Origin of the sequence: Brucella pseudintermedia, from assembly GCF_008932435.1 — a bacterium.
Taxonomy (GTDB): Bacteria; Pseudomonadota; Alphaproteobacteria; order Rhizobiales; family Rhizobiaceae; genus Brucella; species Brucella pseudintermedia.
Genome location: NZ_WBWE01000004.1, coordinates 19,337 through 36,697, shown reverse-complemented (window position 1 = coordinate 36,697; position 17,361 = coordinate 19,337). Strand labels below are relative to the sequence as shown.

Here is a 17,361-nt window from a genome sequence, read left to right as displayed (position 1 = left end):
TCTACCGATCCGAAAGTGAAGGAGTCTGAGGAAAGACAAGTCTGACGCGTGCGCCGCCCGAACTGGTTTCACCGACCTCAACGCTTCCATCGTGAAGCGCCATGATCTGCTGGGCAAGATTAAGTCCAAGGCCAGCCCCCGGACCGTTATCATCAAGGCGATTAAAGGGCTCGAATACGCTCTTTCTCATATCCGAAGGAATGCCTTTGCCCTCATCGGCAACTTCAATCACGGCTGGTTCCAGAACGCTTACCGAAATTGTCCCTTTCTTATCCCCATGATCAACCGCGTTCTGGAACAGATTGGTAATGGCGCGCTCTATCGCCTGTCGATCGCCAAGGACGTTAATAACTTCGGCATCGTTATCGAAAACCACATCGTATCCAGCAGCGAAAGCAAGTGGCGCCAGATCGGAAACCACCTGGCGGGCCGCAGAGACTATATTGACGGCATGAAACTTGTCTGGTTGCCCTTCCAGCCGCTGAAGGTCAAGCAGCTGCCCCGCCAAAGTCCCGAGGCGCGCCGCATCGCGCGTGAGGTCAGATTTCAGTTCGCTTTCCGGCAGAGCGTGCAGTCGGGCGGAGAGGATAGCGATCGGGGTTCTGAGTTCGTGCGCCGCCTGCGCCAGGAACCGCTGCTGGCGTGAATATCCTTGATCAAGGCGCTCCAATGCGCCGTTGAAGGCCTCCACCAATGGTGAAAGCTCAGCAGGAACATCCTTGGTAGACAGACGAATTCCACGCCGCTCGGGTTCAATTTGCGAGGCTTTGTCAGCGATGTCCGAGGCTCCCCTCAATGTCATACGCACTATCAGCGGAATAACCAGCAAAGCGCCCAACGCGGCCAGAACAAGGCCAGGAAGAACGAGGATCTTGAACCCTTCCCCAACTGCTTCCGCCAGCCGCCCGAAGGTGAGATGGCCTCCCGTGCTTGCCATCATCAGGATGCGCCCGGCGGATGTGTCTTCCCGTCTTATGATGGCATCTGGCCGGGGCGCCCCCACCTTATCGTCGCCAAGACGGGCTTCCAGCACATTCGACAAGGCATTGCTCATTGTCCGGTAGGCATCAGGGACCGTGCCTTCCATGAGTTGGTTGCCGGAAGCATCGTGAATAATAAACCAGAGGGATTTGTCATCCCGACGCAATGCCGCAAGCTCCGGCGTGTTGTTGAGGATCAGATGGCCTTCCGCATCGCGGGCCACCGCATCCTTGATAGCGTCTATTACGCCTCGATCGTAACGCTCGTGCACAAAACCCGACAACCATAAAAACGCGACGAACAGCGCCAGCGCCAATAGGACGACAAGCGCCTGCGCAATGACGATGCGAGTAATAAGCTGCCACTTCAGGGAAGAGGGTGGTTTGTTCAATTAATGGTCTCGCGCAAAAGATAACCAACACCGCGCACGCCATGCAGCGTGACGCCTGCAGCAGCGGCCGCTAACTTGCGGCGTACGCGCGAGACATGCGTGTCGAGTGCATTTGGCTCCACCTCGTCGTTCATCCCGAAAACCGCCTCCATCAGAACCGGCCTTTGCACCATACGCCCCTTTCGTCGCATCAAAGCCTCAAGCACGAGCAGCTCCCGGCGCGGCATGGAAAGTGGGACCTCTCCGACAAAAGCCTCACGGGCAGTGAAATCGAAGGATACGCGGCCAAGCCGGACAATATCCGGACGAACGTCTCCATTCCGGCGCAAGATGGCCCGCAACCGCGCCATGAGTTCATCGAAAGCGAAGGGCTTTCCCAGATAATCGTCCGCTCCGCTGTCGAGGCCGTGAACACGGTCGGGCAAATCATCGTGGGCTGTCAGAACGAGCACAGGAAGCGAACTGCCGCGACCGCGCAGTCTTCGCAGCACGGACAATCCATCTCCGTCGGGTAGACGACGGTCAAGAATGACAGCATCGTAGCAATCTTCAGCGAGCATATGTTCGGCTTCGCCACAGGTCGCGACAGTGTCCGCCACCATGTTTTGCGATGTCAGAACCTGTTCCAACATCGCCGCCAATTCGCGTTCATCCTCAACCACCAGAATTCGCATTCGTCGTGCCTTTTCTTGCGCGCATTTGCTCAATGTACCCATCGTGGCTGGCATGAGGCTGGCATTGGCCAGCCGTTCTTGAATTACAACCGAGCGGAACGACAGGTTTTTGACAGGTGAATCTTCGAAATTTCAGCGGTTCTGCCGACGAACCGGCGAACAGTTTCCACGAGGAGCCGCCGAATGCCAATTGCCGATTTCGTTCCCTTCTTTGCTGCCTGGCTGCGCAATCCGCTGCTAACTGCCGCAATTGCACCCTCCGGGCCCTCCCTCGCCCGGCTGATAACGCGCGAAATCAACCCGGGCACCGGCCCGGTTATCGAACTGGGTCCGGGAACGGGCGTGTTCACTTATGCGCTGCTCAAACGGGGCGTCGATCCGCGCGATCTGATATTGATCGAATTCAATCCTGATTTTGTAAGTATGCTGCGCAAGCGCTTTCCGCGTTCAACGATCATTCAGGCGGACGCAACCCAGCTTGCCGATCTGGATATTGCACCACGCGGGTCCTGCAGGAACATCATCAGCGGCCTTGGCCTTCTGGCAATGAATATTGTGCAGGTGGAAGCCGTCTTGCGAGGAAGCTTTCATTATCTGGCCCCGTTCGGCTCATTCTATCAGTTCACTTATGCGATGCGCTGTCCGGTCAATACAGAACTGCTCGCTGAACTCGGGCTGAAATCAAAAGAGATTGGCCGGTCGTTTCGCAATATTCCACCAGCGTCCGTGCACAAGATTCAAAGACAAAGAACTGATGCCTGATCGTATCCAGGAAGCAAAAGAGCGGCTCTCGCCGCTCCTCGCCCTTATTTCTGCTGCAAAACCGGCAATGCGTCCACCGTCGTTGGAATCCTGATGGTCAGAAGTTCCTTGGCATTAAGGTCAAGATCCTTGAAGGTGACGCCGCGCAGAATCTGTTCCTCATAGGTTTTGACATAGTAAACGTTATTTTTCATGTCCGCTATTGTCGACCACTGTGTGTAGTCCATGCCTTCTTGCTGGTCATTTGCCGCATTCTGAACGAGACCGATAGGAATATCGAAACCGTTGAGAATGTGTTCGGCCAGACGCACGCTTTGGATGCCGCTCGGCACTTTTCGGGCCGATAGAATGCTGGCGCTGACACGCACAAAGCGCGAAGGCGGCGTTGCATCGCCCGGTATGCCGAGCATGCCGGATCCTTCACCTAATGGTTGGATGGTCGCATCATTGATTTTAAGCGGCTCCACATTCATCGGACGCAGATTCACATAATTGCGCAGATTGGTCATATGCCAATCGAAGGAGGGCGCGTTGGTCAGTACACTGAGCGGATTGTCGAAGACTTTGAGTTTGCCGTCGGTCGGCTCAATTACGATGGAGGCGCCTGTTGCATCGTGCAGGGTATAGTGCACACCTGGTGTGAAGCCCATATCGGCCTGCACGACGCCAACGACACTAACTGTTTCAAGCGCAGCTTTCACTTCTGCGACTGTCGAAAAATTGCCGAGAGCCCAACTCAGAAAATCCCAGGGGGTAAGGCTGTTTTCCGGCTTCACCGTGGAAGGATCGGTGTATTGTGCAAATCCCGGGAAAAAAAGTATGCCCCCTGCCAGTCCTTTTTCATTCATACCGTCAACTAGCGCGGGAAGATCAAAAGCGTTCATGCCGATTGTGGCATATTTGGCTTGCCACTTCTTGCCGGCTGTTGCGGCCGAAAGCTGCGAGGTCATCTCGAAGCTGCGCGGAATCATGATCATTTTGGAATCGATCTTGAATCCAAACTCCATCGTGCGACCATAAACGAAGCCACCGTCCGTCGATGGCAGAACGAAGCTGGTGCATGCATAAGCGGCCTGAGTCAGGATAAGGCCTGCCGTTACAAGCGTCACAGCAACGCCGCGCGCCAACATTCGACAGGAAGTTTTCCAGAATGAAAGACTGTCAGACATGCTTTCTCCTCGCACCAGCGGCGCCTTAAATCAGAGAGATCGCGAAGGGCGGCGCACATGGCAAAATCTAATGCTCGCCCTTCAGCGAAATGAAAAAACATTTAGTTTGTAGAATGGAAATACTATAAAACAATATATGGAAGAAATCTTGGTTAATATTACAGAAATATTGACTATCACTTCCATATTTATATCAGATATATTAGACATTATTAAATTATATATTAAAGCCAACCGTTAGACGAACTTATACTGTATGGTTGAGGCATTATCTCAGCATTGCCGCTACATTGCCTCCGTCTACGGTAATGACGGCTCCGGTGGACGTGCGCGCTTGCACCAGATGCAGAACCGCTTCGGCAACATCATCGCCAGAGACTTCCCGCTTCAGCAGATTGCCTCGCATATAGACCTCTGGTGTCACGCCTCTCGCACGCGCTCGTTCTTCGACCATCTCGTCAGTCATAAGCCCTGTGCGTATCCGGTCGGGATTGACCGCGTTTACCGTGATGCCATCGGCGGCGTGTTCCAGAGAGTATTGACGCATCAGGGCCATCAATGCTGCTTTGGAAGTGCCGTAGGGACCAAAATCCGGGCCGGGATTTACGGCCTGCTTGCTGACATTGAACACGATCGCGCCGCCGGTTTTCTGCTTCTGCATCATTTTGACTGCAGCTCGCGCAATATAATGATGGCTCCAGAAATTGAGATCGAATGCCGCCTTGAACAGATCATCATTGACTGAGGTCAACGCGCCCTGGAAAGCTGCACCTGCATTGGAAACCAGTATATCGACACCACCGAATTCCTCAGCAATCTGCGCGAGCGCATTGTTCGCCGCGGCAGGATCGGTCAAATCGCATGAAACCGCAAAGCCCCCCAGTCGCTTCGCTTCCGCAGCAACCCGCTCCGCATCAATATCGATCAATGCGAGTTCCGCGCCCTGGCTTTTCAGTTGCTCCGCAATGGCGAGACCAAGGCCACCTGCGCCACCTGTCACCACCGCCACCTGTCGCGTCAGCGGCTTTTCCGTCAGCTTGGTAAGCTTTGCCTGCTCCAGCGACCAATATTCGATGTCGAAAAGGTCTTCTTCGGAAAGTGCTTCGAACCGGTCGATACCTTCAGCGCCGCGAATGACCTCAATCGTCGCTTCGGCGACGTCCGCGCAGATGCGAGCGGATTTCTGAGTGTTGCCGGCAGCAAACAGCCCGACGCCATCGACATAGAAAACGCGCGGCATCGGATCGAGCATCTTCTTGCCGCCTCCGACCCGGGCATTGTTACGTTCGAAATAGGCCGTGTAGTCTGCCGCATAAGCGGCGACAGCCGCCTTGACGCTGGCTGTCCATGCCTCAAGATCATCCGCTTCCGGCGTTGGCAACGCAACGCCAAAACGCTTGATATGAATGACATGTTCCGGTGTCGCATTTCCACGCCGCACCAGATCCGCGACATTCGGGGTCCCGCAAAAATCAAGAATATCGTCATTGACGCGGTGCTCCAGAATGAAGCGGCGCGGCCTCCCCTCTTCCTTTCCGGGAAGCGCAATTGCGCCACGCAATATCGGCGCGATATCCGCGACCGAAGCCATGGCTTTAATCGGTTGCACAACGCTCGCCGTCCCGAAAGGGCGAGGCTTGCCTTGGGCAATACGCTTTTCGGCACGATCAATCGCGGCGATCATGTTCTCATAGGCTTCACGCGGGTCCTCCGACCAGGTGAAGATGCCATGCTTCAGCAGGATCATTCCGGGGGCATCCGGCCTTGCGGAGAATGCCTTCAGGCACGCCTTCGAAAGATCGAAGCCGGGCATGACATAGGGCACGATAATCATCTCCGGAAAAACGTCCCGGATGATCTCTTCGCCGCCTGGCTGATTGGTGAGCGCGACGATTGCGTTTGCGTGTGTGTGGTCCACGTGCTTGAACGGCAGGATGGCGTGAAGAATGGCTTCCACAGACGGGTTCGGTGAAGCCGGATCGAGCAGCAGGCGGCGCTGCAACATGACCATATCGTCATCCGACAAGGTCTCGTAGTTTACCATGGCCTTCAACGGTTCCAGATGCAGGGCGGGAAGACCGGCTGGCTCTATCTTGCCCATATCCCAGCCGCTGCCCTTGACACAGAGCACCGAAACTTCGCTGCCATCGTGATCGATCAGCCTGGTTTTGACCGACGTATTGCCCCCGCCGTGCAAGACCAGCTTCGGCTCGGAACCCAGAAGACGCGTTGTGTAGGTGCGGATCGCTACATCGCGGTTCACGCCTGCCTTTTCGTATGCGCCGACGATCCTGTCGAAATCCGCCTGTGACCAATTTGATTTCATCTGCCGTTCCTTAGCTTCTGTTCTGCTCGTCAATGTGCAGACACAAAGGCGCCTTCATGGAAAACCGGGCATTTTCCATGGCGCAACGAAGACTTGTGGAGATTCCTCTTCCGCTCCTATACAATTGACACCATTAACTGACATTAGTCAACTCGATTGATTGTCGAGTTGATCGAAAGGCATTTCTGTGCAACTCAGGCACAACAGAGACAACAGGAAACGAGTATGACATCGGGCGATCGGACACTGTCTGCGCATGCCATCCCGGCCGAGTTCGATGACGCCGTCGTCTGGGCGGCATGGCTCTATTACGAGAACCAGCTGACCCAGAACGAAATTGCGCAGATGATCGGGGTTTCCCGCGCAACCATCGTCAACTATCTGCAGGAAGCGCGACAAAGGGGCGTGGTGCGCATCCTGATGGATTCCGAGATCGCCACGCGCACACATATCGCCCGCAAATTGGCGGCGCGGTTTGGACTATCGGAAGCGCTCGTCATTCCATCGGAAAAATCGTTTACGACCGAAGCCCGCCTGAAAGCGCTCGGAGCTGGTGGCGCGCGATTGATGGAACGCATGGTGAAGCCCGGCGACACCATCTGTGTTTCGTGGGGGCGCACAGTACTCGCCATCGCCGACGCAATTTCATTGCCCCAGCCCATGGAAGGGTTGACCGTCGTGCAAGTTACCGGCTCCTCCATCGGCAAAAGGGAATTTTCAGCCGAGCTTTGCACGTCGATCATGGCACGCAACATGGGGGCCACAAGCGTCAACATGCTGGCTCCCGCGGTGCTCAGCACGGCTGAACTGCGTGACGCCCTGATGGGAGAGCCCGTGCTCCAGCGGCAGTTTGAACTGATCGCCCACGCCAGCATGATCGTGTTCGGAGTCGGCGGCCTTGCTGCCGAAAGCACAATGCGCATCGCCGACGTCACCAGCAAAGAGGAAATCGATGCTTATGCTCGCGAAGGGGCAGCGGCAGTTCTGATTTGCCACTTTCTCGATAGCGACGGCAAACAGATTGTCCGCGAGCTTGACCGCCGCGTGATCGGCATCGAGCTTGATGAACTGCGCGGTGTGCCAAAGAGGCTTTGCGTTGCGGGCGGCGCGCAGAAGGTGGAAGCGATCCGCGCTGTTCTGGCGGGTGGTTATGCCACGCATCTGGTGACCGACATGGATGCGGCCGAGAGGCTGCTTGCTGAATAGAAGGCGAGGCAGATCTTCTAACCCACCCGCCTTCAAATGGTCTATTGCCGGACAGGCACAGTGTTCATGAATGCAAGCGTTTCGTCAAAGGAGCGAATGCCAGCATCCGAGCCAAGGCCGGTTGCGACCAGCGCGGCAGACGCCTGAGCGAAATTCAGGGCCGTTTTCAAATCCATCTTGCGATGCAAAGCCGTGATGAAACCAGCATCGAAAGCATCTCCGCAGCCGGTCGTGTCCACGACCTCGATCTGGAAGGCAGGCTGGCGCACGATCTCGCCCGATGCATCCATGAAACAGACGCCATCGCCGCCCAGCGTGAACACGCAATGCTTCACGCCGCGCTCAAGAAAGAATGTTCCGGCGCCTTCGACATCCGCCGCACCCGAAATCTGTTTCGCTTCCTCGATGGAAGGCATGAAGTAGTCGATATGCGGGAAAAGCGGAGCGATCAGATCCAGCGTCCCATCATTTGCGCCAAGGAGGTCGAAGGTTGTCGTTCTTCCGCGCGCCTTCGCTTCGGCAAGGAGCTTCCGGCTTGGCTCGCCATCGAGCTTGGCCAGAAGGCCCGTTCCACCAAGATGGATGATCGGCGGCGCCAGCACCGCGTCGAGAGCACTGTCGGCGATCTCGAAATGATCCGAAGCCCCACGCGCATGCAAGGCCGGGCGATCACCGTTGCGGCGGATATTCAGGATCGTCGACGATGTTGGCACGCCGTTGAGGCGCTGCATCTGCGCCGTATCGACACCGAACTTCTGTAGCGTCGCAATCACGAAATCGGCCTTCTCATCATCCCCAACCGCACCCACGGCCAGGCAATTCAGGCCGAGCTTGGCCAGATCGACCACCGTGCCGCCAGCGGTGCCTGCAACGGTCAACCGGATTTCATCGATGAATTCAACATTTCCGCCCGGCGGAATTGCATCGACTGGCCGCCCCAGCACATCAAGAATATAAAGCCCTACGACCGACACGTCGTGTGACATGGAAACCTCCCCAAATATGTGAGGCCGCACCTCGCGCATTGGCATCAGGGCGGCCAGTTTGATTTCAGCTGCGATTGCGCAAGGCGAAGATCGTGCCGGCCAACAGGATGAAAATACCCACAATGGCAAGCTGCAACGTGCTTGGAATTCCCACGAAAATCAGCACATTGCTGACGATCGTGATTAGAAGCACGCCCAACAGCGTCCCGATCACGGAGCCCGAACCGCCTGTAATCCGGGCACCGCCCAGAACGACGGCAGCGATGATTTCAAGCTCCATACCGGCAAGGTCGAAGGGATTGGCGAGACGGTTGCTCGAGACGTGAACGACACCCGCGATACCGGCCAGAAGCCCCGCATAGGCGAAGACGAAAATACGGACGCGAAAGAGGTTGATGCCAAGGCGCTCGGCAATACCTGGATTGCCACCGACGGCGAAGATCGCCCGCCCCATCAGCGTCCGTTCAAGGATGAACCATGTCACCAAAGCGGCAACAACGAGAACCAGAACGGTTGCAGGCAGAACCGAGACGACACCGTTCGATGCATGATGCGTAAAAAGCGATGCCTTGCCGAAAGCATCCATCGCCACCGGAATATTCATGAACAATGCGGTTCCGACGAATGTCAGCAGAAAGCTGCGGATCACATATTGCGTGCCGATAGTGACGATCAGCGATGGCGCTTGTAGCTTCTGGACGAGCAGGCCGTTCAGAGCCCCAAAGGCGGCGCCGCCTGTTGCAGCGAGGATCAAAATGATCGTCATCGGCATTTCGGGGAACCAGTTCGTGACCAGCATGGTAAGAGCATACATCACGAAGGCTGCAATCGCCGTGAATGAAACATCAATGCCGCCCGAAGCGAGCACGACCAGAACGCCCATCGCGAACAAGCCTCGCACGACAGAAGCGCGCAGAATATCCACGATATTGCTCATCTGAAGGAAATCGGGATTGGCGCCGATAACCGCCAGACAGGTCGCAATAATCAGCAGTAGCGTAAAGATTTCGGGTCGACGGCCCAACAGGTCCCAAAGGCGCGACCCGACGCTGCGTTGGCCTTTATCCGCAACGCTGGCAGATACGATCTCGGTCATTGCGTCACCTCTTTCGACATGCTGGCCATGGATTGGTAGATGGCATCTTCGGTCAACCCATCGGCAGCATGAGCTGCGACGATGCGCCCCTGACGCATGACGAGAATGCGGTCACAATTCTGCAAAAGCTCCGGCAAATCATCACTGATGATGATAACGCCCATGCCATCATCAGCCAGACGCTGGATGATACGGAAGATCGTGTCCTTCGAGCCGACATCGACCCCAACGGTCGGCCCATGCAGGATCAGAAGCTGCGGGTTGATCGTCAACCACCGGCCGATCAGAACGCGCTGCTGATTGCCCCCCGAAAGGGACTGCACCGGGATGGTCACGTCCGGCGCAACAATCTGGAGATCGGCGACGCTCTGCTCAGCAACTCGTCGCGCACGCCTGGCGCTGACGACACCGAGCGCATTGCGCAACCGGTCGAGGATCGGCAGGGTGATATTGTCCTGAATCGGTTTCTCGAGAAAAAGACCTTCAGTCAGCCGGTCTTCCGGCACGTAACCGATCCCCTGCTCGATAGCTTGCGCTGTCGACTGCGGTGCGATCGCCTGCCCGTTCATGCGCACCGTGCCGCTCGTTGCAGGGTTGACGGCGGCAAGCGCAAGCGCGAGCTCGTTGCGACCGGAATCCAGCAGTCCCGTAACGCCCAGAATTTCACCCTTTCTGAGCGTAAGTGAAACATCCCGGAATGCTTTGCCATCGCCAAGCTTTTCAACCTCAAGCATGACCTCGCCCAGTTTGGGATCGGTGCGATAGCGTGTTTCACTGATTTCGCGGCCAGTCATCCAACGGCTGAACTCTGCCTTGCTGTGCAAGGCGACATCAAGCTCGGCGACCTTTAGCCCGTCGCGCATGATGATGGCGCGTCCGCCAAGCGATTTGCATTCATCAAGCTTGTGCGTGACGAAAAGGACTGCGACGCCTTTGCTGCGCAGGCGCTCAACCACATGCAGCAGATTTTCAACTTCCTGCCGGGTAAGCGATGTCGTCGGCTCGTCCATGATGACGAGGCGCGCTTCGGAAGCGACTGCGCGCGCAATGGCGATCAGCTGACGGGTGGCCAGCGGCAGCGTATCGGTCCGACGTGCAAGAAACCCGTTGTCAGTCGGCAGATGCACTTCGGCAAGTGCACGCCTCGCGGTTTCGTTCAGAAGGGAAATATTCAGCCGACGGGCAAGGCGCCCGGAAGCTTCAACGAGCTGTTCGGTAAATGCCACATTTTCAGCCACGGAGAGATTTGGAAGCAGTGACAGGTCCTGATAAACAGTTTCTATCCCTGCACGCAGTGCTCCAATAGCACCGAGGTCGCCAGCTCGCGCGCCGGTCACCTCGCCGTCAATCAATATCTGCCCCTCATCGGCTGGTTGTGCGCCTGAGAGGATTTTTATCAGCGTGCTCTTGCCGCAACCGTTTTCTCCCATCAGATGGTAGATTTGTCCGGCCTCGATCGTCAGGCTGACGTCTTTGAGTGCTTTCACGCCGCCAAAGGATTTCCTGACGTTTCTGACCTCAAGAAACGGTGGCGCAGAATGGGTCGTGGTATCAATGGCAAGCATGGCGAATTCCTGAAACTTCCAGATAGCTCCTCCGGGGCCGCTGTGGTGTGACGGCCCCGGAAGCTGGCTTCGGCGCATTATGTCGCGATCAGAACGGGAAATTCTTATAGTTGGACTTGTCCGCATCAACCCAGGCCTGACCCTGGATGATGATGCCCTTGCCCGGACCCTTGATGACGGTCATCTTCTCGTAACCCGGTACGCCCAGATCCATGCCGTCCTTGATTTCCTCGCCCTTCAGGACGAGATCGGAAACCTTGTTCATGACGTAGCCGGCATCCTTCGGATCCCAGAAGAAAATCTGGTCGACGGCACCGCTTTCGAGATACGGACCGGTATCCTTCGGCAGGCCGAGACCATACACGCAGGTCTTTTCCTGCAACCCGGCTTCCTCGACAGCGCGGCCGATGCCGATCACGTCAATCGCGGACGATCCCTGGAAACCCTTGATGTCCGGATATTTGCGGAGAATTTCCTTAGCCTTTTCATAAGCGCGGTTGGCGTCGTTGAACGACTCGTTCTTCTCCGCCACCAGCTCCATGTCCGGATATTGCTTGGCGTTTTCCGCTCCGGCATCGACCCACTGGTTATGCGTAAGGCTGCCGAGCGATCCAACGAAGGATGTCCACTTGCCGGACTTGCCCATGCATTCGGCGAGTTTTTCATTGATGCGGGCACCGAATGCCTTGTTGTCGAAGGCTTCGATATCGACGTCGGTATTCACCAGGCTGTCGCCCTCATGGGTGATGACCTTGATGCCACGCTGGGAAGCGCGACGCAGGACGCCTTCAAGCGCAGACGGGTCCATCGGCACAACCGCAATCGCCGAGACATTCTTGGCGACGAGATCTTCGATAATGCGGGTTTGCTGGGCGGCATCAGCCTTTGCCGGGCCGACCTGGCTGGTGCTTACGTTGGCATTGTCCTTGCCATAGGCATCAACGCCTTCATTCATGCGGGTAAACCAGTTTTCACCGGTAACCTTGACCACCGTTACGATGGTTGGCTTGTCCTGGGCAACGGCGGCCCCCGCCATGACCGTACCCGCAAGCATCGTGCCAGCTATCAGTTTGGAAAACATGCTCATATGACTCCTCCATTAATATAAGCAGATTGTTTTTTCGATCGTCCGCCAGCGGCTTCATCCCAAGCCGCCGGCTTTGTCTCTATTGTCGTCTTGGCCGCAGCCAGTAGCCGAAGTGCATGCGCGCCGATGCGAGAAGCGCAAGCAGCAGAACACCCCAGGCCAGATCGCGGAAGAAATTCGAAATATTCATGAAATTGAACAGGCTCGAGAGGATTTGCAGAGCGGTCGCGGCCAAGAGCACGCAGACAATCTTGCCGTATCCACCCTCCGGTTTGACACCGCCCAGAACGGCAATCAGGATCGCGATCAGCACGTAGGACCCACCGTAATCCCATTTCACCGAGGAGTTGCGCGCCGCAATGATGATCCCCGCGACCGAAGCAAGCAGGCCGCACAAGGTATAGGTGATCAGAAGCATGCGCTTTTCGTTGATGCCGCCGTAGCGAGCAGCCTTGGCATTGCTGCCGAGAAGCATCAGCTTCACGCCGAAAGGCGTATATTTCAGCAGAAAAGACAGCGCCAGCGCAATCGCGAGAAACAATGCAAAACACATCGGTATGCCAAGAACGGGCATATTGCCGAAATTATCGAGCGGCTCGATGAAACCCATGCTCACGGCGGAACCGTTGGTCAGGAAGACGGCAATGCCGGTAAACAGAAGCTGGGTCCCAAGCGTCGCGATCAGCGGCGTCAGACGGGCATAGGCGATCACGATCCCGTTGATCATGCCGCCGATCAAACCCACGACGAGCGCCAGACCGGCAAACACCCACGAGAACAGCAAAGGCGCGTCGGCAGCAGGAATATAATGGCGCGTCAGCAGGAACGCGACAATGCCGGAGAGATTTGCCAGTGCTATGCCTGAGAGATCAATGCCGCCGTTGCCGGAAATCATTGCCAGCATGACACCGAAGGCAAGAAGCCCCAGCTCCGGGACCTGTGAAGCCATCGATTGCAGATTATAGCTGTCCATGAAATTTGAACCAGCCAGAATGCCGCCTGCCGCCAGCACGGCGACATTGATCAACGCCAGAAATAGCGTCTGTCGATCCAGGCTATTCGATGACACGTCAATCCTCCCGCTATCGAAGCACCTCTTTGCTCTTCAAACCCTGCCTCCTCCAGACAGTTCTATGGTTTGAAGCTCATCTCCAATTTTGACATTTGTCAGACACTTCTGTCTCTTGTCAATATAAATCCCTCAGCGGCCGAAATGTTCGACGACTGACAGGCGGCTCACGCCTTCCCTACTTCCTCATACATCATATGTTGACATTTGTCGATCATTTACCGAATATTGTCAAAACGACGGCTCGACCGTCGAAACCGGCGACAACACTGATTGTCGCCAGCGGAGGAAATGCATTGGAATTTCTGCTGGATGTGGAGGGACTCAAGAAGTCCTTTGGCGGCGTTGCCGCCTTGCGGAACGGACGGCTGCAATTGCGCGCCGGCTCGGTGCATGCACTTTGCGGCGGCAACGGCGCGGGCAAATCCACCTTCCTGAAAATCCTGATGGGCATACACGCCCGCGACGAGGGGCACATCCGGCGACGCGGGAAGGACGTTACATATTCGAGCCCCGCTGAAGCGCTACAGGCGGGCATCGCCATCATCGAGCAGGAACTGAGTCCCGTCCCCCACATGACGGTGGCTGAAAACATTTATCTCGGTAGAGAACCACTCCGCCGGTTCGGCGGCATCGACTTCAAAACAATGAACCGGAACGCCCAAAAGCTCCTGGATCAGCTTGAGTTCAAAATTCGCGCTAATCAGTTCATGATGAATCTGTCTGTTGCCCAGATTCAGCTCGTGGAAATCGCCAAGGCGCTCAGTCACGACGCCGAAGTCATTTTCATGGACGAGCCAACCTCGGCCATTGGCGAAAAAGAAGCGCAGCAGCTTTTTGCAGCGATAGAGCGGTTGAAGGCGAGCGGCAAAGGCATCGTCTATGTCTCGCATCGCCTGTCGGAAATTTTTCAGATCGCCGATACCTATACCGTGTTTCGCGACGGCAGCTATATCGACAGTGGCAACCTCAATGGCATCACGCGCGCGGAATTGATCCGCATGATTGTGGGACGGGAACTGGGCGAGGAATACATCAAAACGAATGCGCCGACAGAAATACCGGGCATCGAAGTCGCGAGCCTCAGCGCGCCCGGCAAGATAACCGACATTTCCTTTACCGCGCACAAGGGCGAGATTTTCGGCATCTACGGATTGATGGGATCAGGCCGTTCGGAAATATTCAACTGCCTTTTCGGACTGGATAAGGCCTCCGAAGGCACAATCCGGCTTGAAGGCGAGCCGATTACCATTCGCCGCCCCTCTGACGCCATGGCACTCGGTCTGGCCTTCGTGACGGAAGATCGCAAACTCACCGGCCTCAATCTTGGCGACAGCGTTCGCAACAATATCTGCCTTGCCAGCCTTCCCGAGATGAGCCCGCACTTTGCGATGAACCGACGCGAGGAAACGACGGCCAGCAAGGAAATGATCGAGCGCTTCAGGATCAAGGTCGCGCATGACACGATGGCCGTTTCCGGCCTTTCAGGCGGCAACCAGCAGAAGGTCGTGCTCGGAAAGTGGTTTCTGCGGAAGCCGCGCGTTCTGCTGCTCGATGAACCAACGCGTGGTGTCGATGTCGGCGCAAAACAGGAAATTTACCGCATCATCTGCGAATTTGCCGCCGAAGGCGGGACCGTCGTCATGGTCTCTTCCGAGATCGATGAAGTTCTCGGCATGTCCGACCGCATCATGGTCATGCGCGGCGGGCAATCGGTCGGCATTTATCGCAGGGCGGAAACGGATGCGCAGTCGCTGGTGCATCTTTCGACATGAATGCAGACCGGGAAAGCAACGCGTTTCGTCCGAGACCAACGAGAAAGAGCAGTCGCCTGCGACAACAGATGCGGCCGGTTCTGGAGAGGTAGAACAGTGTCCACCACAGAAAACAATTCATCGACAAGCTGGTTTGGTTCCGAGCGCCGCAGACTGGTCATCCAGGAATACGGTATATTCATCGCCTTTCTGCTTTTGGCCACGATCCTCTCATTCTCCAACGAATATTTCCTCACAGCAGGCAATATTTCGAACGTTCTATTGCAGACCTCCATCAACGGCATTCTCGCTATCGGCATGACCTTCGTCATTCTGACGCGGGGCATCGACCTTTCCGTTGGCTCGGTGGTCGCATTGGCCGGCATCGTCAGCGCCAGCTTTGCCACTACGTCGGCGACGGCGGGCATCGCAGGCGCGCCATATTCGCCATTCATAGCCATTCCCATCGGCTTGCTGGTAGGTATCGGTTGCGGCGCTCTGGTCGGCACGATTGTCTCGCGCTTTGCGGTTCCGGCCTTCGTGGCGACGCTGGGTATGCTTTCCGCCGCGCGCGGACTGACGCTCATCTATGGCGGCGGCAAGCCGGTGCCTGCTCTTGTTCCTGATTTCCGCTGGATCGGAACCGGCAACATACTGGGCATTCCCGTGCCGGTCATTCTGCTCGCAATCGTGTTTCTGGTCTCATGGTGGATTCTGAATCGCTCACGGTTCGGACGCTATATCTACGCCGTTGGCGGCAATCCCCATGCTGCTAATACGTCGGGCATCAATATCTCACGGGTACGCTTTTCGGTGTACGTCATCTCCGGCGGACTGGCAGGCCTCGCAGGCATGATCCTGTCTGCCCGCACCGGTTCCGCCCTCCCGCAAGCGGGTATCAGCTATGAACTCGACGCCATCGCAGCCGTTGTCATTGGCGGCACCAGCCTGTCGGGCGGCGTGGGCCGTATCACCGGAACACTCATCGGCGCGCTCATCATTGGCGTCATGAACAACGGTCTCGATCTGATGGGCATCCAATCCTACTACCAGCAGGTCCTCAAGGGCGCGCTCATCGTGGGCGCGGTCATGCTCGACCAGAAACGTAACCAAGGCGCCTAGATCGGTTCCGGTTAAAACGGAGCCGCCGGAACCATTTGTTTTTATCGCATTATCCAACGCAAAACCGCTTCGCACTTTTGCTGGAAATGCTCTCGTTTTCAGGAACGGCATACTGATCGGTGTGCCAGATCAACACGGAGGAGATTGCAATGAAAAAACTATTGATCGCGCTCGCTGCGGCATCCGCACTGATCGCTACGCCATCGCTCGCCCAGGACAAGAAGCTGAAGATCGGCGCTGCCCCTTACGGGTTGAATGCCGAGTTCATGCAAGTCTGGTCCGAAGCTCTGAAGAAGCATCCAGCGGTCAAGAACGGCGAAGTTGAACTGACCGTGTTCGACGGCCGTTATGATGCACTGGTTCAGCAGGAACAGTTCAACACGATGATTACGCAGAAATTCGATGCGATCATCTTTGTTCCTATCGACATCGAGGCGGGCGCCACTGCGGTTCAGGCTGCCAGCGACGCTGGCATCCCGGTGGTGGGCTCGAACACCCGCGTCAATTCCGATCTGCTCGCCGCCTATGTCGGCTCCGACGATACGGTTTCGGGCTATATGGAAGCCAAGGACGTGCTGGACAAGATCGGCTGCAAGGGCAATGTCGTCATTCTTGAAGGTCCAATCGGCCAGTCCGCGCAGATCTCCCGTCTGGAAGGCAACAAGAAAGCTCTGGCCGAATGCCCGGATGTGAAGGTTCTTGAAGACCAGACGGCGAACTGGTCACGCGCGGAAGCCCAGACCCTGATGGAAAACTGGCTGACGGCGCATCCCGGCCAGATCAATGGCGTTATCGGTCAGAACGACGAGATGGCGCTTGGTGCAATCGAAGCGATAAAGGCCGCTAACCTCAAGGTCGGTGATTTTGCAATTGCCGGCATCGACGGCATTACCGATGCGCTCCATGCGGTCAAGGAAGGCACCATGACCTCCATTCTGCAGGATGCCAATGCGCAGGCGCAAGGCGCTCTCGACCTTGCGATCTTCCACGCCAAGAAGGGCGACTACAAGCCTCAGTCCGATATCTGGGCTCAATATCCCGACATGCCGTTCAATGACGGCAAGGACAAAAACTATAATGTTCCATGGACGCCGGTGACGGCTCAGAACGTCGACAAGCTCCTGGAAAGCCGCAAGTAAAGCTGTCTTGGCGGCCCGACACCCTTGATGAAAA

The 17,361-nt window shown here is 56.4% G+C and carries 14 protein-coding genes; 5 read left to right on the top strand and 9 right to left on the bottom strand.

Features of this window, described 5'->3' with window-relative positions; all coding sequences use genetic code 11:
- Position 1: 1 nt before the first annotated feature.
- Together F9K78_RS06435 and F9K78_RS06430 are read right to left on the bottom strand one after the other, a co-directional pair.
- Complete coding sequence (locus F9K78_RS06435; protein WP_151682104.1) at positions 2–1,372, bottom strand: sensor histidine kinase; 1,371 nt, start codon at positions 1,370–1,372, stop codon at positions 2–4.
- Entirely contained in the window at positions 1,369–2,046 is a 678-nt protein-coding gene (locus tag F9K78_RS06430) for a response regulator transcription factor (RefSeq protein ID WP_121986629.1), read from the bottom strand. Before F9K78_RS06430 ends, F9K78_RS06435 begins: the two co-directional genes overlap by 4 nt.
- Positions 2,047–2,229: 183 nt before the next feature.
- Here F9K78_RS06430 and F9K78_RS06425 point away from each other — a divergent pair, with 183 nt between their 5' ends.
- Complete coding sequence (locus F9K78_RS06425; protein WP_121986628.1) at positions 2,230–2,808, top strand: class I SAM-dependent methyltransferase; 579 nt, start codon at positions 2,230–2,232, stop codon at positions 2,806–2,808.
- 44 nt (positions 2,809–2,852) lie between these two features.
- Here F9K78_RS06425 and F9K78_RS06420 read toward each other — a convergent pair whose 3' ends face one another.
- Positions 2,853–3,977 (bottom strand): linear amide C-N hydrolase, encoded by a 1,125-nt coding sequence (locus tag F9K78_RS06420; RefSeq protein WP_121986627.1) that lies wholly within the window; start codon positions 3,975–3,977, stop codon positions 2,853–2,855.
- Between the two features lie 268 nt (positions 3,978–4,245).
- On the bottom strand, positions 4,246–6,303 hold the full coding sequence (locus F9K78_RS06415) for a bifunctional aldolase/short-chain dehydrogenase (protein WP_121986626.1): 2,058 nt from the start codon (positions 6,301–6,303) through the stop codon (positions 4,246–4,248).
- 225 nt (positions 6,304–6,528) lie between these two features.
- Between F9K78_RS06415 and F9K78_RS06410 the strand changes: the two genes are divergently transcribed.
- Positions 6,529–7,509 carry a sugar-binding transcriptional regulator gene (locus tag F9K78_RS06410; protein ID WP_121986625.1) on the top strand — a complete coding sequence of 327 codons (981 nt, stop codon included), beginning with the start codon at positions 6,529–6,531 and terminating at the stop codon, positions 7,507–7,509.
- Positions 7,510–7,550: 41 nt separating this feature from the next.
- Here the strand turns inward: F9K78_RS06410 and F9K78_RS06405 are convergent, their stop codons facing one another.
- The 5 genes from F9K78_RS06405 to F9K78_RS06385 all read right to left on the bottom strand — a co-directional run bounded on the left by F9K78_RS06405 (position 7,551) and on the right by F9K78_RS06385 (position 13,312).
- Positions 7,551–8,495, bottom strand: a complete 945-nt coding sequence (locus F9K78_RS06405; protein WP_121986624.1) for a carbohydrate kinase family protein — start codon at positions 8,493–8,495, stop codon at positions 7,551–7,553.
- A gap of 64 nt (positions 8,496–8,559) precedes the next feature.
- Positions 8,560–9,591: an ABC transporter permease gene (locus F9K78_RS06400; protein ID WP_121986623.1), complete on the bottom strand. Its 1,032-nt coding sequence runs from the start codon at positions 9,589–9,591 to the stop codon at positions 8,560–8,562.
- Entirely contained in the window at positions 9,588–11,156 is a 1,569-nt protein-coding gene (locus tag F9K78_RS06395) for a sugar ABC transporter ATP-binding protein (RefSeq protein WP_121986622.1), read from the bottom strand. Before F9K78_RS06395 ends, F9K78_RS06400 begins: the two co-directional genes overlap by 4 nt.
- Positions 11,157–11,244: 88 nt before the next feature.
- A complete protein-coding gene (locus F9K78_RS06390) occupies positions 11,245–12,243 on the bottom strand; it encodes an autoinducer 2 ABC transporter substrate-binding protein (protein ID WP_121986621.1) in 999 nt (332 codons plus the stop codon).
- A 79-nt stretch (positions 12,244–12,322) separates the two neighbouring features.
- Entirely contained in the window at positions 12,323–13,312 is a 990-nt protein-coding gene (locus tag F9K78_RS06385; RefSeq protein ID WP_121986620.1) for an ABC transporter permease, read from the bottom strand.
- A 296-nt stretch (positions 13,313–13,608) separates the two neighbouring features.
- Between F9K78_RS06385 and F9K78_RS06380 the strand changes: the two genes are divergently transcribed.
- The 3 genes from F9K78_RS06380 (at position 13,609) to F9K78_RS06370 (ending at position 17,327) form a co-directional block, all read left to right on the top strand.
- The gene (locus F9K78_RS06380) at positions 13,609–15,087 is read left to right on the top strand and encodes a sugar ABC transporter ATP-binding protein (RefSeq protein ID WP_122066792.1); all 1,479 of its coding nucleotides are present in this window, start codon (positions 13,609–13,611) and stop codon (positions 15,085–15,087) included.
- Between the two features lie 96 nt (positions 15,088–15,183).
- Positions 15,184–16,188, top strand: coding sequence for an ABC transporter permease (locus tag F9K78_RS06375; protein WP_122000779.1), 1,005 nt, complete (start codon positions 15,184–15,186; stop codon positions 16,186–16,188).
- A gap of 149 nt (positions 16,189–16,337) precedes the next feature.
- Complete coding sequence (locus tag F9K78_RS06370; RefSeq protein ID WP_122000780.1) at positions 16,338–17,327, top strand: substrate-binding domain-containing protein; 990 nt, start codon at positions 16,338–16,340, stop codon at positions 17,325–17,327.
- The last annotated feature ends 34 nt before the right edge of the window (positions 17,328–17,361 follow it).